We start from the raw sequence: 22,899 nt of genomic DNA on the forward strand, positions 1-22,899 counted from the left end.
TGTTCAACCATCGCAACGAAACCGGTGCGACACTGGCCCATGCCTTGCCGGGCTTGGCGGTCGAACCGTTTGGCTGGGCGCAGCGCACCGCACAATTCGACCTGAGCCTGGATACCACCGACAGCCCGCAAGGGCTGCACGCCGCCCTGACCTACGCCACGGATCTGTTCGAGCCGGCCACCGTCGAGCGCATGGGCCGGCATTGGCTCAACCTGTTGCAAGGCCTGGTGCAGGACCTGCATCGCCCCGTTGCGCAGTGGGCGCTACTGGACGATGACGAACGGCGGCGGATGCTGGTCGACTGGAACGCAACGACGGCCCAATATCCCCTCGATCGCAGTGTGCACGGGCTGATCGAAGAACAGGTGCGGCGAACCCCGGATGCGCCGGCACTGGTTTTCGGCGAGCACCGTCTGACCTATGCCCAGCTCAACGCCCAGGCCAATCGGTTGGCTCACCGGCTGATCGAGCTGGGCGTCGGTCCGGATGTACTGGTGGGCATCGCCGTGGAACGTTCCGTGGAAATGGTCCTGGGGTTGCTGGCGATTCTCAAGGCCGGCGGTGCCTATGTGCCGCTGGACCCGGAATATCCACGGGAGCGCCTGGCCTACATGTTCGACGACAGCGGCATCGGTTTGCTGCTGACCCAGAGCCACTTGCTTGAACAATTGCCGATCCCGCAGGGGCTGCGCAGCCTGGTGCTGGATCTGCCCGATGACGGGCTGCAAGCAGGCCGCGATGCCAATCCGCAGGTCAAGCTCGACGGTGAAAACCTGGCGTATGTGATCTACACCTCGGGGTCCACCGGCAAGCCCAAGGGCGCAGGCAATCGTCATTCGGCGTTGGTCAACCGGCTGTGTTGGATGCAGGACGCGTATCGGCTGGAGGCGAACGACAGCGTGCTGCAAAAAACGCCGTTCAGTTTCGACGTGTCGGTCTGGGAGTTTTTCTGGCCACTGCTGACCGGCTCGACGTTGGTGGTGGCCGCGCCGGGCGCTCATCGCGACCCGACGCAACTGATCGAACTGATCACGGCGCAGCGCATCACCACGCTGCACTTCGTGCCGTCGATGTTGCAGGCTTTTCTGCAAGACCCACACGTGGCCGAATGCACCAGCCTGAAACGCATCGTGTGCAGCGGTGAAGCCTTGCCGGTGGATGCGCAGCAGCAGGTGTTCGCCAAACTGCCGAACGCCGGCCTGTACAACCTCTACGGTCCGACCGAGGCGGCCATCGACGTGACCCATTGGACCTGTGTCGAGGAGGGGCGCGACAGCGTGCCGATCGGTCAACCGATTGCCAACCTGGGCACCTGCATCCTCGATGATGAACTGTCGCCGGTGCCAGTGGGGGTAATCGGCGAGCTGTACCTGGCGGGCGAGGGCCTGGCCCGTGGTTACCATCGACGCGCGGCGCTGACGGCCGAGCGGTTCGTGACCGGCCCCTTCGGCCATGGTCAGCGGCTGTATCGCACCGGTGATCTGGCGCGATACCGCGCCGATGGCGTGATCGAATACGCCGGGCGGATGGATCATCAGGTGAAGATCCGTGGCCTGCGCATCGAGTTGGGTGAAATTGAAGCGCGCCTGGCCGAGCACGACGACGTGCGCGAAGCGGTTGTCATCGCTCAGGACGGGACCTTGCTGGTGGCCTACGTGGTGCCGGCGTGCGCCGAGTGGCTGGCCGCCGAAGACATCGCTCGCCAGACATTGCAAGGCCGTCTCAAGGAGCATTTGAGCCAGGCCTTGCCCGACTACATGGTGCCGCAGCACTGGTTGTGGCTGGAAAAAATGCCCGTCAGCCCCAATGGCAAACTGGAGCGCAAAGCCCTGCCCAAAGCCGATATCACTGTCAGCCCCAAGGCATACACCGCACCGGTCACCGCCATCGAACAGGCCTTGGCCAATATCTGGCAAAGCGTGCTCGGGCGCGGGAAAGTGGGGATCAGTGACAACTTCTTCGAGCTGGGGGGCGATTCGATTGTCTCCATCCAGATGGTCAGCCGGGCCCGTCAGGCAGGCATCCATTTCAGCCCCAAAGATCTGTTCATACACCAGACCATCCAGGGCCTGGCCAGCGTGGCGACCCTGGGTGACAGCGGGTTGACTATCGATCAAGGGCCGGTGACGGGAGAGACGCTGCTGCTGCCGTTCCAGCAATGGTTTTTCGACCAGCCCATGGCTGAGCCTCATCACTGGAACCAGTCGGTGCTGCTCAAGGGGCTGCGGCCGGTACACGCCGGGCATCTGGAGCAGGCGTTGCAAGCATTGGTTGCCCATCACGATGCCTTGCGCCTGGCCTTCAGGCGTGAGGACGACGCGTGGACCGCTCGCCATCAAACACTCGCCGAACAGCAGGCGGTTTGGCGCCGCTCACCGCTGTTGTGGACCGCTGAGGTGGCAGATGCCCCGGCGCTGGAGCGCTTGGCCGAACAAGCCCAGCGCAGCCTGGACCTGGAAAACGGCGCGTTGTTGCGCGGTGTCCTGGCGAACCTGGCCGATGGTAGTCAACGGCTGTTGTTGGTGATCCATCACCTGGTGGTGGATGGGGTGTCCTGGCGCATTCTGCTGGAAGACGTGCAACAGGCTTATGAACAATTGCAGGCCGGTCAGGCGCCGAAACTGCCGGCCAAGACCAGTGCCACCCAGGCCTGGGCACAACGCTTGAAAACCCATGCAGGCAGTGCAGCGCTCAACACCCAGAGGGCGTACTGGCAAGGGCAACTTGAGGGCGCTCGCAACGATTTGCCCTGTGACCGGCCGCAGGGCGAACTGCGCAGGTGCCATGGGGCGCAGATCCAGACGCGTCTGGATAAAAACCAGACCCGCCAACTCTTGCAGCAAGCGCCAGCGGCCTATCGCACCCAGGTCAACGATTTGCTCTTGACGGCCCTGGCCCGAGTGATCGGTCGGTGGACCGGGGATGCCTCGACCTTGATTCAGCTGGAGGGCCATGGCCGCGAGGCTCTGTTCGATGGCCTGGATTTGAGCCGCAGCGTCGGCTGGTTCACCAGTTTGTTTCCAGTCCGGTTGACACCGGCCGCGACCACCGAGGATTCGATCAAGGCCATCAAGGAGCAATTGCGCGCGATACCCGACAAGGGCCTCGGATTCGCTGTGCTGCGCTACCTGGGGGATGAGCAGACGCGGCGTACCCTTCAGGCGTTGCCGGTGCCACGGATCACCTTCAACTATCTGGGCCAGTTCGACAGCGGATTTGCGGATGACGCCGCCGGGCTGTTTATCCCGGCCAGCGAATCGGCGGGCACGCCACAGAGCCCGCTGGCGCCACTGGATAATTGGTTGACGCTCAATGGCAGCGTCTACGCGGGTGAGTTGAGCATCGACTGGACATTCAGCACGCAGATGTTCGATGAGTCGACGATCCAGGCGCTGGCCCTGGATTACGCTCAGGAGCTGCAGGCGTTGATCGAGCACTGCTGCCAGACCCGGCATCAGGGCTTCACACCGTCGGACTTCCCGCTGGCCGGGTTGACCCAGGCCCAGCTGGACGCGTTGCCGCTGGCTGCGCGGCAGATCGAAGACATCTATCCGTTGTCGCCCATGCAGCAAGGCATGCTGTTCCATACGCTGTATGAGCAACAGGCTGGCAATTACATCAATCAACTGCGTGTAGATGTTGCAGGCTTGGATGTCGAGCGCTTCCGTCAGGCCTGGCAGGCGGCCATGGACGCCCATGAAGTGCTGCGCAGCAGTTTCGTCTGGGACGGCGATTTCAAGCGGGCGCTGCAGGTGGTACATAAACAGAGGGAGGTTGCGTTCCTGTTCCACGATGGGGGCGCCGTAGCGAATCCATCCCTGGACCTGGACGCCCTGGCGTTGGCGCAGCGTCAGCAGGGTTTCGAGCTGGATGTGGCGCCGCTGTTGCGCTTGCTGGTGGCGCGCGTGGCGGAGGACCGCTATCACCTGATCTACACCAGCCATCACATCCTGATGGACGGCTGGAGCAACTCGCAGTTGCTCGGTGAAGTGTTGCAACGCTACAGCGGCCAGACACCGGCCCGACCGTCTGGACGTTACCGGGACTACATCGACTGGTTGTCGCTTCAGAACCCACAGGCCAGCGAGCAGTTCTGGACGGCACAACTGGCCGAACTGGACGAGCCGACCCACCTTGCGGGGGCCTTTGCCCGGGACCATCGCGGCGAGGCAAGCGCCGGCCACGGCGAATATGAGCAGGTGCTCGATACCCATGCCACGGCCCGGCTGCATGCCTTTGCCCGCGAGCAGAAAGTGACGGTCAACACACTGGTGCAAGCGGCCTGGCAGTTATTGCTGCAACGTTGCACCGGGCAGTCGGTGGTTGCCTTTGGCGCCACCGTGGCCGGACGTCCCGCACATATCCCCGGCGTGGAACAACAGATCGGTCTGTTCATCAACACCTTGCCGCTGGTGGGCAGCCCGCGGGCGGAGCAGAGCATCGGCCAGTGGTTGCAAGAGGTCCAGGGGCGAAACCTGAGCCTGCGCGAGCACGAACACACGCCGCTGTTCGACATCCAGCGCTGGGCCGGGCAGGGTGGTGCGGCGCTGTTCGACACGTTGCTGGTGTTCGAGAACTATCCAGTGTCCCAGGCGTTGCAGCAGGGCGCCCCGGACACGTTGCGCTTCGGTGAAGTCGCCAATCATGAACAAACCAACTATCCACTGACCCTGGCGGTGAACCTGGGTGACACGCTGTCGTTGCTCTTGAGCTACAACCACGCCAGCTTCGCGCCAGACGACATTGTCGGTATCGGCCAGTCCCTGCGTTATCTCCTGGAACAGATGGTGCTTGGCGGCGAGCGCTCGGTGGGGCAACTGTCGTTGCTCGATGCAGGACAGCAACGGGTTCAGCAGGCGTGGAACGCCACCGCGACGCCGTACCCGCTCGATTGCAGCGTGCAGCGACTGATTGAAGCGCAGGTGGCCAAGACGCCTGATGCGTGTGCCCTGGTATTTGCCGGGCAACGGCTGAGCTATGCGGCCCTCAATGCCCAGGCCAACCAACTGGCCTATGTACTGATGGAGCAAGGCGTCGGGCCGGAAGTGTTGGTGGGCATCGCCATGGAGCGTTCGGTGGACATGGTGGTCGGCCTGCTGGCGATCCTCAAGGCCGGTGGCGCCTACGTACCGCTGGACCCTGAGTATCCACAGGAGCGCCTGGCCTATATGTTCGAAGACAGCGGCATTGGCTTGTTGCTGACCCAGCGCCACTTGCTTGAACAATTACCGCTGCCGGCGGGCCTGCGCAGCCTGGTGCTGGATCAGCCGGGCGACTGGCTGGCTGGCCGCAGCGAGGCCAATCCGGTGGTCGAGCTCAGCGGCGAAAACCTGGCCTATGTGATCTACACCTCCGGTTCCACCGGCAAACCCAAAGGTGCGGGCAACCGGCATTCGGCCCTGGTCAATCGGTTGTGCTGGATGCAGGACGCCTATCAGCTGGACGCGAGCGACCGTGTGCTGCAAAAAACACCGTTCAGTTTCGACGTATCGGTCTGGGAGTTTTTCTGGCCATTGCTGACCGGTTCGACCCTGGTGATGGCGCCACCGGGTGCCCACCGCGATCCGGAACAGTTGATCGAGCTGATCACCGCGCAGCAGATCACCACCTTGCACTTCGTACCTTCGATGTTGCAGGCGTTCATGCAAGATCCCGCAGTCGGCGGCTGCCAGAGCCTGACGCGGATCATTTGCAGCGGTGAAGCCTTGCCGGTGGATGCCCAATTGCAGGTGTTCGCCAAGTTGCCGGCGGCCGGCCTGTACAACCTGTACGGCCCCACCGAAGCGGCCATCGACGTGACCCATTGGACGTGCGTGGACGAGGGCCGCGACGCGGTGCCGATCGGTCAGCCGATTGCCAACCTGAGTACGTTTATCCTCGACCACAACCTTTCGCCGTTGCCGGCGGGGGTGACGGGCGAGTTGTACTTGGGCGGTGAAGGCCTGGCTCGCGGTTACCATGCTCGCCCGTCGCTGACGGCCGAGCGCTTCGTCACCAGCCCGTTCGGTGACGGTACGCGCCTGTACCGGACCGGCGATTTGGCGCGCTACCGTGCCGACGGTGTCATCGAGTACGCCGGGCGCATGGACCACCAGGTGAAAATCCGTGGCCTGCGCATCGAGTTGGGGGAGATCGAGGCGCGGCTGGCCGAGCATGCGCAGGTCCGCGAAACCGTAGTGATCGCCCAGGACGGTGCGGTGCTGGTGGGCTATGTGGTGCCACAACGCCAGGCGCTGTTGAGTGCCGAAGACGACATCCGCCACGAATTCGAGCAGGCATTGAAGGCCCACTTGAGCCAGCATCTGCCGGACTACATGGTCCCGCAGCACTGGGTATTGGTGGAGCGCATGCCGGTGAGCCCGAACGGCAAACTGGAACGCAAGGCGCTGCCTCGGTTCGACGCCAGCCAGTCGCAGCAAGGCTTCGTGGCACCTGAGGGTGAGCTGGAGCAACAGATTGCCGGTGTCTGGCAAGAGGTGCTGGAGCTGGAACAGGTCGGTCGCAACGATCACTTCTTCGAGCGCGGGGGGCACTCATTGCTGGCGACCCAGGCCGTTTCACGCTTGCGCAAGCTGACCGGCTATCCGCTGAGTCTGCGTGACCTGTTCAATCATCCGCAGCTCAAGGCGCTGGCGACGCTGATGGCCGGCACCACCGATGGGCCGGTCCGGGCGGGCGATTCCCGTGAGGTGCGGCTCCAGGCCCATGGGCCACGACGTTCCGCGCCGCTGTCGTTGGTGCAGCGACGTTTGTGGGTCGCCGAACAATTGTCCGGCGGCACTTCGGCGTATGGCATGCCCATGGCGCTGCGCCTGTGCGGCGAGTTGTCGGTGGAGCGTCTGATGAGCAGCTTTGCCGACGTGGTACGCCGTCATGACGTATTGCGCACTGCGTATCGCCAAAACGAAGAAGGGGATCCGGTGGCGCTGATTGCCGATGAGGTCCGACTGGACTTCCCGGTGATCGACCTGTCTGGTCTGTCGCCCAGTGCCCGGCAGGAACAAGTGGCCCAGGCGACGCTGGAAAATGCCCGCACCCCGATCGATCTGGAGCAGGCACCGCTGCTGCGCGGGCGGATCCTGCACCTGGGGCCGACTGAACATGTGTTGCTGTACGCCATGCATCACATCATCTCCGATGGCTGGTCGATGGGGTTGTTGATCAACGAACTGGTGCAGGTCTACGAAGCATCCCTCACGGGTGAAACGATGCCGCTGGCGCCCCTGGAGATTCAGTACCATGACTTCGCCTTGTGGCAGCAGGCGCTGGAAGAGCAGGGCGTCTTGGCGCGTCAGGCCGACTACTGGAAACATCGGCTCAGTGGCTATGAGGGGCGCCTGAACCTGCCGCTGGCAAGTCCTCGGGGCCAGACCGCCTCCTATGACGGTGATGCGCTGCAGTTCCAGCTTCCTACCGGGCTGACCGGAGCCTTGCGCCGGTTGTCCAGTGAAGCCGGGGTGACGTTGTACAGCACGCTGCTGGCGTCCTTCCAGGTGTTGCTGCATCGGCTCTGCGCTGCGCAAGATCTGGTGGTTGGCGCCGACGTGGCGGGTCGTGAACAGCCGGAGCTGGAGCGGCTGATCGGTTTCTTCGTCAACGTGCTGCCCCTGCGTTCGCGCTTGGACGCCGATGCCACGTTCGCAAGCTTTTTGTCGCAAACCCAGGACAACCTGCTCAGCGCCCTGGAGCATCAGGACTTGCCGTTCGACCAGATTGTCGAAGCCTCGGGCGTGCCGCGACACAAGGGCATGAACCCTTTGCTCCAGGTGTTGTTCGTGATGAACAACGTGCCGGTGCGTACCCGCGCCATAAAGGGGTTGAGCGTGGAATTGCTGCCGGCGCTGGAGACCCATTCTAAATTCGATATGGCGTTGTTCGTTGACGAAGAAGAAGGGCAATTGCGCGGCACTTGGCAATTCGCCACAACCTTGTTCGGACATGAGCGCATTCAGCACCTGATTCAGGCCTGGACCGCCCTGTTGGAACAGATCGTCGCTGATCAGAACATTCAATTGGGAGCTATCAGCATGCCAGTCGACAACTTGGCGGCCGCCGCCAGGCCTGCCACCGTCCCGGGGCCCAAGGCCGATAAGCTGGGCAAGTTTCTCAAACGCTCCGTGACACCGCTCGCCAAGCCTCGACCGGCGCGGGTGCGTGAATCACTAGTGGCAGCACCGCAGCGATTCCCGTTGATGCTGGAGCCGGGTGAACCCCAGCTGGATGTCATCGAGTGGATTCACCAGAACCGGCCGCTGATCGAGCAAAAACTGGCCGAACACGCGGGCATTCTGTTCCGCGGCTTTGAACTGGACGGCATCCAGGGCTTTGAAGCGTTCGCCGAAGCGATCCAGCCCGGCCTTTATGGCCAGTACGGCGATCTGCCGAAGAAGGAAGGGGGCAAGAACACCTACCGTTCCACGCCGTATCCGGAGCGCAAGATGATTCTGTTCCACAACGAAAGCTCCCATCAGGACCGCTGGCCGCGCAAGCAGATGTTCTATTGCGAGCAAGCCGCGCCTGTGGGCGGTGCGACGCCGGTGGTCGATTGCCGGTTGATGTACGAAAAGCTGCCGGCGGACCTTCGCGAGAAGTTCGAAGACAAAGGGCTGCTGTATGTGCGCACCTTCACCGACAAACTCGACGTGTCGTGGCAGCACTTCTTCAAGACCGAGGACCGCCGCGAAGTGGAGGCCCGGTGTCGGGCGGGCGGTATCCAGTGGCGCTGGCTCGACAACGACGAGTTGCAGACCCGTACACCGGGGCCGGCGATCATCACGCACCCGATCACTGGGGAGAAGTCGTTCTTCAATCAGGTGCAATTGCATCACATCTATTGGCTGGAGCCGGATGTGCGGGAGGACCTGCTGTCGATGTTCGGCCTGGAACGCATGCCTCGGCATGTGTATTACGGCGATGGCACACCCATCGAGGATGAGGTGATGGCGCGCATCGGTGATTTGTATGAAGCCTGTGCGGTGCGTTTCGACTGGCGCAAGGGCGACGTGATCTTGCTGGACAACATGCTGGTGGCCCACGCCCGCGACCCGTTCGAGGGCCCCCGCAAGATCGTGGTTGCCATGGGCGATATGTATGAGCGCAGCGCGCTGGAGGGCCAGGCCGATGCCGGGCCCGCCATCCAGGGCATCCGCAACCTGGAGGAAACCGGAGCATGAACGAGGTATTGATGGACCAGCAGGATCCCGGCTTCGCCTTGACCCCCGAGCAACAAGCGATGCTCGAGCAACTGTCGAGCACGGCGACCTGTGGCGAAGCCTTGCGTTGGCTGAACGTGGTCATCGACGGCGATCTCGATCCGCAGCGATTGCAGTCCGCGTTCGATACGTTCCTGGCGCAGCAGCCAATGCTGCTGGCGCGGCTGGACAAAGTGGCCGGTTTCCACGGTTTGCGTCAGGCCGCCAGCGGCGCCGCTCGTTTCCCGTTGACGATACCGGCAGGCGAGCAACGGACTGAGGATGTCCAGGCGCAGATCAAGGATTGGCTGGGCCGAGCTTTTGTGGTGGGCGAATCGCCAAACGTCCAGGCCGTGCTTTATCGTCTGGCGCCGCAGCAGTGGCAACTGGTGCTGGGCATCGCCCGCTACAGTGCCGATGCGCAATCGCTGAATCTGTTGCTGGAGCAAATCCAGCAAGTGTACGCCGCAGTTCAGGCGCCGGAAGACGAAGCGCCGGGCGAGTTTGCCCAGTACCTGGAATGGCGCAGCGAGGTGGTGCTTGATGAAGATGCCGCCGCCGGACGAACCTACTGGCAGCAATACCTGCAGGGCGTGCAAACGGACATCGCCACCCCGTGGTTGGCTGCGCGCAGCGCCGGCAGTGAGGCGGGGCCCGCCGATACCTGTGTGTCGCTGACACTGGAACCGGCCCAGCGCGACGCGTTGCAACGGTTGGCCGAGCAGCTCGGTCAGCCGCTTTCCACGGTGTTGCAAGGCGCATGGTGGGTGTTGCTGGGACGTCTGAGCGGCCTTGAGCAGGCGCTGGTGGGCGTGCGCCATGACAGCCGTGGCGACTATGAATACTTCGCCAATGCCGTGGGGGTGTTCGAGAAAACCCTGTCGCTTAGCGTTTCATTGCCCGCGACGGTGTCGTTCAGCGAGTGGCTGGACGAGCTGGCGGCGCGTCTGGAAGCCCATCGTACCTGGCAGGAATACTGGGCGCCGGAACTGTCGCCTGGGGCGGCGCGCCCGGCCTACGGCTTTACGCTGGGGCAGGAGAGGCCTACCGGGACCCGTGCTGGTCTGAACTGGGCGGTCGCAGAGTCCGTGCGTGTGCCGGCAGACTCGTTCGAATTGCTGTTGCAGGTTAAATTGAACGCTGCCCAGCAGCTTGCCGCGGTCAATCTGTGTTACGCCAGCTCGCGTTATTCGCCGGCCTCGGCCAGCGCCGTGTTGGAACAGTACGGGGTGCTGTTGGCGTCGATCCTTGCCGCTCCACACACCGCATTAGCGCGGCTCGGCCTGTTGAGCCGCACCGCAGAGCAGCGCTTGCTGGCAATCAACCCCGCCATGCAGGCATTGGCTGATGGTCGTTATCTGCCGCAGCACATCGCCGATCTGGCGTTGCATACACCGAACGCCATTGCCCTGACCGACGCCCGTCAGCAACTGAGCTACGGCCAGTTGCAAGCCCGGGTCGACAGCATGGCGCAGGGCCTCAAGCAGCAAGGCGTGGGCGCCGGTTCGATTGTCGCGCTGGCGTTGCCGCGTTCGGTGGATCTGGTGATTGCAATGCTGGCGAGCTGGCGCCTTGGTGCGGCGTATCTGCCCCTTGATGTGCAGTGGCCCCAGGCGCGTCAGGCGTTGATGCTGGAACAGGCCGGCGCGGCAGTGTTGTTGACCGATGCGGCGCATCTGCCGGTCTGGCAGGGGCAGCCGTATAAGGCGCTGACCGCGGCTGAGCTGAGCCATCCGGCTATGGCACTGCCTGCGCTCGCTACCCAAGGCAACGATATCGCCTATGTGTTGTTTACCTCCGGCTCCACCGGTGTGCCCAAAGGCGTGGTGATCGAGCATCGGCAACTGCTCAACTACACCACCCAGGCCAGTCAGGCGCTGGGGCTTGCCCAGTGCAAAAACGTCGCTTTCAGTTCCACCGTGGCGGCGGACCTGGGCAATACGGCGTTGTTTGGCGCGTTGTTCAACGGCGCGACCCTGCATGTGGCCAGCGATGAGCAGATGCAGGACGGCGCGCTGTTTGCCCAGTACCTGCAACAGCAACAGATCGATTGCCTGAAAATCGTGCCCTCGCACCTCGCGGCGCTGCTGGACAGTGACCGGGCGATGCTGCCGCTTACGCTGGTGCTTGGCGGTGAGCCGATCGCTGCGACGTTGGTCGAGCGCATCGCCCGGTTGCGCAGCGATTGCCGGGTGTTCAACCACTACGGGCCGACCGAGGCCACGGTGGGGGTGATGATTCATCCGCTGTCACTGAACGGCGCGGCCGGCGACTGTTCGGCGCTGACCCAGGTGTTGGGCAACAACCAGGTTTACGTGCTGGACGCCGATCTGCGTTTGGCGCCGGTGGGCGTGCTGGGTGAGGTGTACCTGGGCGGAGCGCAGTTGTGCCGGGGTTATCTGAATGCCGAGGCCGATGAGTCTATGTTCATCCAGAGTCCGTTCGATCCAGCGCAGCGTTTATATCGCACCGGCGACCTGGCGCGTTATCGGCCGGACGGGGCGATCCAGCTATATGGACGGCGCGATCAGCAGGTCAAGGTGCGTGGGTTCCGCATTGAATTGGCGGAGATCGAGGCCGTGCTTGTACGCATGCCACACGTGGCCGAAGCATTGGTGTTGCCGGCAGCGTCGGTCGAGCAGGGGCTCCTGGCCTTTGTAGTACCGCAGTCGGGGCCGTCGACGGGCTTGCTCGACGCCGCCCGCGCTGAGCTGAGCGCCCGCTTGCCCAGCGTGATGGTGCCCCAGCACGTGCACCTGATCGAACGATTCCCGCGACTGGCCAACGGCAAGATCGATCGCCACGCACTGCAGCAGTTGGCGATGGCTACAGCGGATGATGAAGACGCCGCGCCACGTGATGCGCTGGAGCAATTGCTCGCCGCGCGCATGGCGCAGTTGCTTGGGCTTGAGCGATTGGGCATCGATCGCGACTTCTTCGCCGCCGGAGGTCATTCGTTGCTGGTGATCAAACTGGTGGCTGGTATTCGCAAGTTGTTGCAGTGCGAAATTCATCCGGGACTGGTCTTCGATCATCCGACCGTGGCGTCGTTGGCCCTGGCCTTGCGGGCGCTAGAGAGCAGTCCGGGGCAGCTGGAAAAAATGGCCCAGGTGCGCTTGCGCATGGAGGCGATGAGTCCTGAGGAAAAGGCCCTCCTGACCGAACAGGCTCGGCAGCTGCAAGCCGCCAAGGCTGCCCAAGGCAACTGACACTCGCATGAAACAAAAGGCCGGCGCCCCTATGCGCCGGTTTTTTTTATCTTTTTTCGCAAATGATAAATAAACTCATTCCGGTTTTTGGCAGGTGCTGCGTCTTACTTAGGTATGTGGACAAATCGGGTCGGGCAGGACGCTCAGGCACCGGATGTGTTCAGCAAAAATTTCGCCGTCGTCCAGCCGAATGACCGTGCCCGGGGAGGGGCCGGTCGGCCACGCACTGACACATTGCCTCGTGGCAATCGATCGTGCGGGTTCTCTCGTGCTGGCCAGCGGCGGGCCCTTCGGCCCCATGGACTTTTACTTCTACCAATAATAGAGAGCACGATGTCATCCATTCATGAGTTCAAACCTCTGTTCAAGGCACTCGTCATGTCCCGCGGCCTGCGTTCGCGTAGGGTGTTGACCGGTCTGGGGCTGGTCTGCTTGCTGCCACTCAGCGCTCAGGTGATGGCTGAAGACGTCAGCATCGACATCCCTGCGCAATCGCTGCCCCAGGCACTGCAAGCGTTCGGTCAGCAGACCAACCAGCAAGTGATCTACAACGCCGGTGATATGGCCGGACTGAAAAGCAACCGCGTCAGCGGCAAGATGAGCCCGCAGGCGGCCCTCGCCGAATTGCTCAAGGGCACTGGCGTACGCTACAGCATTGAGGGCAATACCCTGATGCTCGTGCGCGGTTCCGCCCAAGCCCTTGAGCTGGGCGCGACCACCGTCAAAGCACAGGAGCTGGTTGCGACGACCGAAGGCAGCAAGTCATACACCAGCAACGCCGTGACCATCGGCAAGGGCACCCACAGCCTCAAGGAAATTCCTCAGTCGATCACCGTGATGACGCGTAAGCAGATGGATGACCAGAACCTGGTCAACCTCAAGGACGCCGTCAACCAGACCACCGGCATCGTCGGCCTGCAGGGCGTCGGCCAAGGCATGATCCTGTCGTCGCGTGGTTTCCAGATCGACGATTGGCAATACGATGGTGTGCCGATCCTGCGGAACAACTATTCGCTGGGCAACTGGGCGACCCAGGACCTGATCTTCTTCGACCGCCTGGAAATCATGCGCGGCGCCTCCGGCCTGCTGCAAGGCACCGGCAGCCCCGGTGGTGCCGTCAACCTGGTACGCAAGCGTGGCCAGAATGCACCGACCGTGACCCTGACCGGCAAGGCCGGCTCCTGGGATCACTACGGTCTGCAACTGGACGCCGGCGGCCCGCTGAACCAGGCCGGTAACATTCGCGGTCGCATCGTGGTCGACGAAGACCAGAGCAATTCATTCGTCGACCATGCGTGGAGCAAGACTCACTCGCTGTACGGCGCGCTGGACGTCGACCTGAGCGAAGACACCACCCTGGGTTTCGCGGTCAGCCAATCCAACGGCGAATCGCGGGGCAACATCCGCGGCCTGCCACGCTACGCCGATGGCAGGATGCCGGACGTGTCGCGCTCGACCTACACGGGGGCGCGCTGGAACCGGTCCGAAATCGACGTCACCACCCTCTATGCCGATCTGGAGCACCGCTTCAACGAGGACTGGGCGTTGAAGATCGGCGCGGTGCATATGAGCGAAGACAACCAGGCGAAAAACCAGCGCGTCCAAAGGGGGGGGGGTCTCTTGCCTGATGGCAGTGGCGTGCAATACGCCGACTTCCTGACCGATTTCCAGTCCACGAAGGCCGGTCTCGACATGAACCTGACCGGCAAGTTCGAAGCCTTGTCGATGGAGCAGGAAGTCATGCTGGGCGGCAACTACTCGCAGTTGGAGACCGATGACCGCTACGCCCGTACATTCAACAACACTAGTGATTCCATCTTCGACATTGACAATGATCGTCCGGACATCAGCTACGACAGTTTGATCGCCGCAGGCGGCCAAGGCACCCTCAGCAAATACGATATCCGCCAGAAGGGTGTGTACGGCACCTGGCGCGTCAAGCCGGTGGACGATCTGACGCTGGTGCTGGGTTCCCGGGTCAGCTGGTACGACTACAGCTACAAGTCGAAAACCGAAAATTCAGTCGGTATCACTGGCAACGCGCCTAGCACCGGAACTGAAACCGGGGTAGTCACGCCCTACGCGGGCATCATCTATGACCTGAGCCGCGAATGGGCTGTGTATGCCAGTTATACCGACGTGTTCCAGCCGCAGACCAATCGCGATGCCAACGGTTCGGTGCTCAAGCCGATAGTCGGCACCAACTACGAAGTCGGCCTCAAGGGCGAGTTGATGGACGGTCGGGTCAATACCTCCCTGGCAATCTTCCGCTACGACCATGAGAACCGTGCCATCAACGACGGCGGTTCGGGGTGTGGCGGCTCGGGTTGCTCGGTGGCCTCGGGCAAAGTGCGCAGCCAGGGTATCGATGCCGAAATCAGTGGTGAAGTGATAGACAACCTGCAGCTGTTCGCGGGCTACACCTACAACACCACCAAGTACCTGGAGGACCCGGACAATGAAGGGAGTGTCTTCAGCACCTGGACGCCGAAACACATGCTGCGTGTGTGGGGCAACTACCAGTTCACCGGCGACTGGAGCCGTGTCAGTACCGGCTTGGGCTTCACCACCCAAAGCCACACGCTGGTTTACGACTATGATCGTGAAATCCCGGGTTACACCGTATGGAACGCCCGTGTCGGCTACCAGTTGACGCCGGAAATCGCTTTGGCGGTCAACGCCAACAACCTGTTCGACAAGACGTACATAACGTCCGCCTACAACCAGCTCAATGGCAACAACAACTTCGGTGACCCGCGCAATCTGATGTTCAGCGTGACGTACAAACCGCAGTTCTGATCCTCGCGAGAGTGATATAGACCTGCCTTGCGGGTAATGCTGTTCACTTAAGGAAACGGCGCTTTTCGAGACGGGAAAGCGCCGTTTTCTTTGCCGAGGTGCCCACTGCGCAACACCTGCGTTCGGCCAGCGTGGTTAACGGGGCGCCGAGATCAACGTCCACCGCGAGGTGGTCTCATAGCCGACCTGTTTTTGCGGGGGGACTCAATCCAATGTGGGAGCGGGCTTGCTCGCGAAAGCGGCGGGTCAGTTTGCGAGGATGTTGGATGTGCCTGCGTCATCGCGAGCAGGCTCGCTCCCACAGGTATTGTGTCGTTTGCAGATGCTGTGAATATTCGAAACCCCATGTGGGAGCGGGCTTGCTCGCGAAAGCGGCGGGTCAGTTTGCGAGGATGTTGGATGTGCCTGCGTCATCGCGAGCAGGCTCGCTCCCACAGGTTTTGTGTCGTTTGCAGATGCTGTGAATATTCGCAACCCCATGTGGGAGCGGGCTTGCTCGCGAAAGCGGCGGGTGAGTTTGCGTTGATGTTGGACGTGCCGACGTCATCGCGAGCAGGCTCGCACACAGGTTTTGTGTCGTTTGCAGATGCTGTGAATATTCGAAACCTCATGTGGGAGCGAGCCTGCTCGCGATGGCGGTGGTTCAGGCACACCTACCCTAAGCGCTTTTCCCCTTCAATCGCACTGGCCAGAAAACTCTCGATCAGCGAATCAAGTAACCCATCATCAAAAATCATGCTGCGATGGCGTAACGGGGAATACACCGAACATTGCAGCTCGCCAGTCAGGCTGTAGTCCTTGATCAAGGCTTCACAGAAGGCCAATTCCTCCGGGGTTTTTTCTACCTGTGTCCACCAGCAGCTAGGCCGAACCCGTACCGGTTTGAAGGTGAACCTGTCGAAGGCTTCCAGCAAACGATCATGCACCGAGAACGCCTGGGCGTTCATGACTTCATCCTTGATGCTCTGCACGGTCGCCAGCAAGTCGCCTCGCTCCGGCTCGATCTGGCTGGCGGCCCACTCATGGAATGCCCTGACCGTGCTCTCGGGGTGCTCACGTCGATAAGCCGCCGTGCGTTCCGTGAGGGTCGGAAACAGCAGGTCGAAGTATTCGATGGCTTCAATCAGGTCCTGGGAGGCCGGGTCGGCTTTTTCCAGAGCTGGCAGATGCCGATGACGCGGCAACGCTGCGGGATACAGATGCTCTGGAACCGTGCTGTCCACCAGGCCGAGAAAACTCACGGTGTGGCCCTGGCTTTCCAGCGTCGCCGCGATGTCCAGCGCAATGGCGCCGCCCAACGACCAACCCATCAAGGCATAAGGGCCTTGCGGCTGGGCCTTGACGATTTCCTGGCTGTAATCGGCGATCATCTCGCGCCAGGCTTCAGGCCCGACATGCGGTTCACTGAAGCCGCGGTGCATGACGCCAATGGTGCGCGCCCGATGTTGGAGTTTGCGCGCCAGCGGCTGGTAACAGAACACGATGCCGCCGCTGGGATGCAGGCAAAACAGCTGCGGTGCGTTGACCGGTGCGTTGTTCAGTTCGACAAGGCACTGGGTCTGCTCCCGATGTTTTTGCGAGACGAACAGGGCCAGCTCGGCCACGCTCGGGTTGGCCAGCAGCTCTTGCAGCCGCACGCTGATATTCAGGTGTGTCTTGAGGTTGGCGATCAGCTCGATTGCCAGGATCGAATGCCCGCCCAGTTCAAAGAAGCTGTCGTTGATACCCACGCGTTCAACCTTGAGGGACTGTTGCCAGAGCTGTGCCAGGGCTTCTTCCAGCTGAGTGCGAGGCGCCAGGTAATGGGAATGCCAAAGACTGGCGTCGGGTTCCGGCAACGCCTTGCGGTCGAGCTTGCCATTGGCATTGAGCGGGAAGTGATCGATGAACAGCAGGTGGCTGGGCACCATGTAGTCCGGCAACTGCGCTTTGAGTGCGCTCAACATGCCTTCGCGTAACTCGGCCGTGGCCGGTTGCGCGGCAATCACGTAGGCGACCAGTTGCAGGCCGCCTGGGCCTTCATGCGTCAACACGACTCCATCTTGCACCGCCGGCAGCGTTTGCAGGCGCGCCTGGATTTCCCCCAGCTCGATGCGAAACCCGCGAATCTTGACCTGATGATCCAGGCGTCCGATGTACTCGATGCTGCCGTCGGTGCGGTAGCGGGCCAGGTCCCCGGTGCGATAGAGGCGGCCACCCGGCAGCGGGTCGAACGGGTCGGGGATGAAGCGGGTGGCGGTCAGGTCGGCACGTCGGTGATAGCCGCGGGCCAGGCCGGCACGGCCGACGTATAGCTCACCGATGCAACCCTTGGGCACCGGGTTCAGATGAGCGTCGAGCAAATACCAGGACAGGTCGACGATGGGTTCGCCGATGGGGCTTGCGGCCTCGCTGTGCAAGTCACTCATCGACAACGGCCGCCAGGTGACATGCACGGTCGTTTCCGTGATGCCATACATATTGATCAGTTGCGGCGTCTGGTCGCCGAAGCGTTCGAACCAGGGGCGAAGACTCTGTACATCGATCGCTTCGCCGCCAAAAATCACTTGTCGTAGCCGGTGGGCAAGAGGCTGCCCAGGCTCGCAGGCGACCTGCAGCAACGCCTTGAACGCCGAAGGTGTCTGGTTGAGCACCGTGACGTTTTCCTGGCAAAGCAGGGCATGGAAATCCTGCGGTGAACGGCTCACGGCGTGGGGCACGATGACCAATCGGCCGCCGTGCAGCAGAGCGCCGAAGATCTCCCACACGGAAAAGTCAAAGGCATAGGAATGGAACAGGCACCAGACATCCTGATGATCGAAGCTGAACCAGTGGTCCGTGGCCTGGAACAATCGGCTGACGTTGTGGTGCGCCAACAGTGCGCCTTTGGGCCGGCCGGTCGAGCCTGAGGTGTAAATCACGTAGGCCAGGTTGTCCGGGTCCATCGGCACATTCGGATTGTGCTCGGGGTAGGCGCCATCGGCATCGACCGAATCCAGCAACAGACAGCTTATGCCAGCGGGCAGCGCCAGCGATTCTCGCAGATGAGCCTGGGTCAGGATCTGCGTGACGCCGCTGTCCGCAATCATGTAGGCCAGGCGGTCGGTCGGGTAGGCCGGGTCCAGCGGCACGTAGGCGCCCCCGGCCTTGAGAATCGCCAGCAGGCCGATGATCATCTGTGGCGTACGCTCGACGGCGATGCCGACCAGCACATCGGGCCCGACGCCTTGCTCGATCAGCCGATGGGCCAGTTGGTTGGCCTGTCGGTTGAGTTCGGCATAGCTCATGTGCTGCCCTTCAAAGGTCAGGGCGATGGCCTCACCCGTGGCGGCGGCATGGCTTTCGATCAACGAGTGCAGGCACTGTCCGCGGTGCAGCCGGGTTGGCTGGCGGTTCCAGTCGTTCAGGGTTTTCTGGTGCTCATCAGCGTTGAGCAATTGCAGTTCGCCGAGGGCGCGTTCAGGCGTCTCGATCACGCTCTGCAACAGGTGCTGCCAGTGCTCGGCCATGCGCTCGATGGTTTCAGTGCGATAGAGATCACGGCTGTATTCGAAGGTCGCCCGTATCTGCTGCTGTGAATAATCAACATCCAGCGACAAGTCGAACTTGGCCTGGTTGTCACCGGTACTGAGAAACTCCAGCGTGAGTTGACCCAAGCTTGGCGTCGACGGTGAGGACGAGCCGGTGCGCCAGTTGAACAAGACCTGGAACAGCGCACTGGCGCCCTGTGCACCGGGACGTTGCAACTGATCAAGGATCAGTTCCAGGGGGTAGTCGGCATGTTCCAGCGCGGCGAGGGACTGCGCGCGCAGGTCCCGGAGGAAATCCAGCGCGCTGCGGGTCGAGTCGATCCGCGTCCGATACACCTGGCTGCTGACGAAAAATCCCACCAGCTCCTGGCTCTCATGGCTGTTGCGGTTGGCGTTTGGAACGCCGACGGTGAAGTCGTTCTGGTTGCTGTAGCGGCCCAGCAACAGTTGCCAGGCACCCAGCGCGACCACGAAAGGTGTAAGCCCCTGGCGTTGGCAGAACGCATCCAGGGCTTGGGCCAGCGCAGGTGCAAGCGCCACCTGCACGCGTCCGGCCACATGTTGCTGGCCCGCGACGCGGGGCAAGTCTTGAGGAAGTTCCAGCGTGGGCAGGTCGTGGCCCAGGTACTGACGCCAGTATTCGCCACTGCGCTGGCAGGCCGAGCTTTGCACATACTCGCCTCGCTGATGGGTCGCGTAGTCGGCGTATTGCATGGGCAACGGTGGCAGTGGCGACGAATCGCCGAGCACGGCCCGGGCATAGGCCTGGGTCATGTCGTGCATGAGGATCGTGTTGGACCAGGCGTCGGAGACGATGTGATGCATATTGAGCAACAGCACCTGTTCATCGCTGCCCAGCCTGAGAAGTGTTGCTCGCATCAGCGGCGCGCGGGTGAGGTCGAACGGATGTCGGGCGTGCTGCGCGATGCGTTGCGCGAGCGCCACGGCACGGGCCTGTTGGTCGAGCGCGCCGAGGTCCTCGCGGTGCAGGCTCAGGCAGGCGTTGCGCTCCACCACCTGGACCGCTGCACCGTCGAGGTCATTGAACGCGGTGCGCAGGATGTCGTGTCGGTCGATGACGCGATTGAGTGCCTGCTCCAGGGCGTCGGCATCAAGGTCGCCCGTCAGGCGCAGGGCGCGCGGCAGGTTGTAGGCCGAACGGCTCGGATTGCGCTGTTGCTCCAGCCACAAGCGCTGCTGCGCGAAGGACAAGGGCGCGCGGTCCGGCCGGCTGCGGCTGGAGCGGGCTTGCATGTCGCCAGCGTCTTCCTCCAGCAACAGGGTCAGCAGGTCATCATCTAGCAATGGGTTCATGGTGTTCTCGCGGCAAATAGCAGGGCGTCAGGCAGGTTCAGGCAAAGGCTGCGGGGGCTTTTTCACTGATGACCTGACCGGCCTGCATCCGGACCAGTTGATCGGCGATGTCGAAATAGCGGTCGTCGTGGGAAATGACGATGATGGTTTTGCCCAACGCCTTGAGCTCCGGCAGCAGTTCGGTATAGAAAACCCGTCGGAACACCGGGTCCTGGTCGGCGGCCCATTCATCGAACACCAGCACTGGGCGCTCCTCAAGCCAGGCGTTGAGCAACGCCAGGCGTTTGCGTTGGCCGGTGGACAGATCGGTGGTGCTGAAGACCCCGTCGTGAATGCTGACCTTATGGGCGATTTCCAAGCGTTGCAGGTAGCGGTTGGCGTCTTCAGGCACTTGTTGATCGCCTTGGACCAGTTCATCGAACAGGTAGTAGTCGGCGAAAATCGTCGTAAACAATTGGCGATAATCGTCGCGGCCTGCAGCCACTACCGGCTTGCCATCCAGGAGGATTTCGCCGCCTTGGGGCGAATAAAGGCCCAGTAGCAGTTTGATCAGCGTGGTCTTGCCGCCACCGTTTTCACCGACGATGAACACAATGTCGCCCTGGGCGATGGACAGGTTGACCGGTCCCAGGGCGAACGGTTGGTCGCCAGCGACCGCCGGGAAGGCGTAATGCACGTCACGCAATTCAAGCTGCTGGATCGTCGGCTTGGGGACGCTCTTGTCGGCGAGCAACAGGTGCGGCTCCGGCGAAGAAAATTGCTCGGCCAGTTCGGCGATGCGCTTGAAGGCGATGTTTGCCCGGCTGATCACCGGCAAGGTCATCACCAGATATTCCAGCGGCCCCTTCATGTACAACAACACCAGCACGAAACCGCTAAGCACGGCTTTATCAGTGCCCAGCCACAGCGATTGCAGGGCCAGGACCAGGCCGATGACCACGAAAAACAGCATCGAGCCGAAGGTCTTGGCAATCACGAACGTGTTGACCGAGCGGATGTTGGTGTCGCAGATCTGGTCGGCGGTGGCTTCGATACGCTGGCTGAACATGCGCTGGCGGCGTGGGCGATGGATGCGCAATTCCTTGGCGCCGGCGGCGATTGCGCTGTAGTGCTTTTGCAAGGCGTCTTCGGCCTCGCGGGCTGCTTCGAAACCGCGGATGCCGCGGGCCCGTGCCACGTATTGGATGACAGTGCCGATCACCAGCGCCACCAGCAACAGCGCAAACATCGGCAATGACAGGTAGGCCAAATAGCCCAGGCAACCGAGGGTCACGGTGAAGGCGATGGCCAGCGGTGCGAAGGAAAACGCAAAGTTGCTGACCATGTTGACGTCGTGGGTCAGTATCGGGATGAGCCGATGACTGCGAAAACGTTCGATCTGCTCGATGGGCGCCAGCAGGACTTTCTGGCCGAGGGATTTGCGCAGACTGGCGATGATGTTCTGGCCGACGTGGTTGGTGCCGATGTCCGACAGAATCGACGTCAGCAGCGCCGCCGCGCAAAGCCCGGCGAAGGTTGCGAGTACTTGGGGTGTGGGCCCTGCATCGGCGTTCAGTGCGTCGTTGATGGTTGCCAGCAGGGCAGTGATGCTCAGGCCGCCAAGCATGCCCAAGAGAATGGAGCCCACTACAATCAGCCGGAAGGGTTTGAGCAGGATGAACAGTTCATTGATCACCCCGCGTGTTGGTTGGCTCATGGAGGTTTCCCTGCTTGATGAAAAGGGCGAAGGCCATCGCGGGTGGTCGCCGGGAGGGCTTTAGGGCGCAGGCGCGCCTGTCTGTAAGACGGTTGATGTGGGAGGGGATTTAACGGCGAATGGCCTGAGGAACACCGTTTGTGGCGAGGGGATTTATCCCCGCTGGGCTGCGAAGCAGCCCCAATGAATATTGCCTGGATATTCCTGACTGATCTGTGTTGCCTGTTTGGGGGCTGCTTCGCAGCCCAGCGGGGATAAATCCCCTCGCCACAAGGTATTTGGGTGGGCCTGCCGATTTACATATCCCGCGCCACCCGAAAGCCGATCCAGTCTCCACGCACACTGGGCACCAGCGCGTTGCGGTTGCCGGAGCGGGAGAACACCGGGGCTTCACCCCAATCGTTGCCGCGGATGCGCTGGTACTCGCACTTGCCGGTCAGCCAGGCGCTGCCGTCACTGGGTGCACCGGCGTAGTTTTCGTTGTAGCAATCGGCCGTCCACTCGTAGACATTGCCGTGCATGTCGTACACCCCGAATGCATTGGGCGGATAAGTACCGGCCGGTGCCGTGAAGTTGTAGCCATCGGCGGCGCCGTAGGTGTTGGCGTGTTGGGCGATGCTGTACTCCTTGCCTTCATCGAACGGGAAGGGGAACGGCCCCGTGGTGCCGCCGCGTGCCGCGTATTCGCGCAGGGATTCACTGACCAGCCGGTATTGTTTGCCGGTTTTTTTCGACAACCACGCCACGTAGGCATTGGCTTCGGCGAAATCCATGCACACTGCTGGATGCCGGTCGGTGTATTGCTTGCGCGGGTCGCTGCCTTGGTAATCAGGAATCCCGGCCTTGCACGCGCGACCAGGCCGTTTATCGCCATCGGGCATCTGATAGCCGGTGTCACGCAGGTAGGCGAACCATTCGCCCTTGAGCACCTGGAAGCGGCTGATCGCCAGCGGTTTGGCGAAGGTCACCGGGTGCATCGGGCCTTCGTCGGGCTCGCGTCCCACTTCGTCTTCCGGGGTGCCCATCTGAAAGGTGCCGGTGGGCAGCACGACCATTTCCGGGCAGTCCTTGCAGTCGCGAAAGACCTGGCCCGGTTGCGACGCCTGGGCACCGGAGGGCAGCAGGGCGGCGAGGGCCAGTGCCGGGAATAGCTTCAAGGAAAAACTGTTCATCCATCTCTC

Annotated in this window: 6 protein-coding genes (1 of these 6 only partly in view); 3 read left to right on the plus strand and 3 right to left on the minus strand. The window is 62.1% G+C overall.

Annotated elements, in window-relative coordinates:
• From BM132_RS15725 to BM132_RS15735, 3 genes are all read left to right on the plus strand, one after another.
• Positions 1–9,173, plus strand: the 3' portion of a protein-coding gene (locus tag BM132_RS15725) for a non-ribosomal peptide synthetase (protein ID WP_092456595.1). The gene continues 4,357 nt to the left of window position 1, outside the view; only the last 9,173 of its 13,530 coding nucleotides appear in the window; its start codon lies beyond the left edge, outside the window; the stop codon is at positions 9,171–9,173.
• Entirely contained in the window at positions 9,170–12,400 is a 3,231-nt protein-coding gene (locus BM132_RS15730; RefSeq protein WP_092456599.1) for a non-ribosomal peptide synthetase, read from the plus strand. The genes BM132_RS15725 and BM132_RS15730 overlap by 4 nt, the downstream gene beginning before the upstream one ends.
• 333 nt (positions 12,401–12,733) lie before the next feature.
• Positions 12,734–15,199 (plus strand): TonB-dependent siderophore receptor, encoded by a 2,466-nt coding sequence (locus BM132_RS15735; RefSeq protein WP_092456602.1) that lies wholly within the window; start codon positions 12,734–12,736, stop codon positions 15,197–15,199.
• Positions 15,200–15,852: 653 nt separating this feature from the next.
• On the opposite strand, the gene BM132_RS15740 is transcribed toward BM132_RS15735, so the two are convergent.
• The 3 genes from BM132_RS15740 to BM132_RS15750 all read right to left on the minus strand — a co-directional run bounded on the left by BM132_RS15740 (position 15,853) and on the right by BM132_RS15750 (position 22,890).
• On the minus strand, positions 15,853–20,022 hold the full coding sequence (locus BM132_RS15740; protein ID WP_092456605.1) for a non-ribosomal peptide synthetase: 4,170 nt from the start codon (positions 20,020–20,022) through the stop codon (positions 15,853–15,855).
• 37 nt (positions 20,023–20,059) lie between these two features.
• Positions 20,060–21,718: a cyclic peptide export ABC transporter gene (locus BM132_RS15745; protein WP_092456608.1), complete on the minus strand. Its 1,659-nt coding sequence runs from the start codon at positions 21,716–21,718 to the stop codon at positions 20,060–20,062.
• 296 nt (positions 21,719–22,014) lie between these two features.
• Positions 22,015–22,890 (minus strand): dihydropyoverdine dehydrogenase, encoded by an 876-nt coding sequence (locus tag BM132_RS15750; RefSeq protein ID WP_092456611.1) that lies wholly within the window; start codon positions 22,888–22,890, stop codon positions 22,015–22,017.
• Positions 22,891–22,899 lie beyond the last annotated feature (9 nt).

The organism is Pseudomonas sp. NFACC45 (genome assembly GCF_900113505.1).
Classification (GTDB): Bacteria; Pseudomonadota; Gammaproteobacteria; order Pseudomonadales; family Pseudomonadaceae; genus Aquipseudomonas; species Aquipseudomonas tehranensis.